Genomic DNA, 263 nt, shown 5'->3' with positions numbered 1-263 from the left:
CTGCGTCGCTCACCTTGATGACACAGGCGATGGGACCGAAGATCTCCTCGCGATTGATGGCCATGTCGTTGCTGGTATTTACCAGCAGCGCCGGGCTCATGAAGTAGCCCTCGGTGGCGCACTCCACACGCTCGCCGCCGCAGACCAACGTTGCCCCCTCTTGCTGGGCGCGCTGTACCCAGGACAGGTTGGACTCGAGCTGTCTGGCATCGACAGCCGGCCCCATGTGCACGCCCTCTTCCAATGCGTGGCCGACGCGGACC

Annotated in this window: 1 protein-coding gene; it reads right to left on the bottom strand. The window is 64.3% G+C overall.

All coding sequences use genetic code 11. The features are described 5' to 3' along the window. Positions 1-226 (bottom strand): aldehyde dehydrogenase family protein (locus R0J88_RS21025; RefSeq protein WP_410901030.1); only part of this gene is annotated, 226 nt, incomplete at its 3' end. Positions 227-263 lie beyond the last annotated feature (37 nt).

The sequence above is a fragment of the Pseudoalteromonas sp. SIMBA_162 genome, assembly GCF_046535955.1.
Lineage (GTDB): Bacteria > Pseudomonadota > Gammaproteobacteria > Enterobacterales > Alteromonadaceae > Pseudoalteromonas > Pseudoalteromonas marina.
Note: the sequence above shows the minus strand (reverse complement) of the source record. Positions and strands in the feature narration are given on the sequence as shown.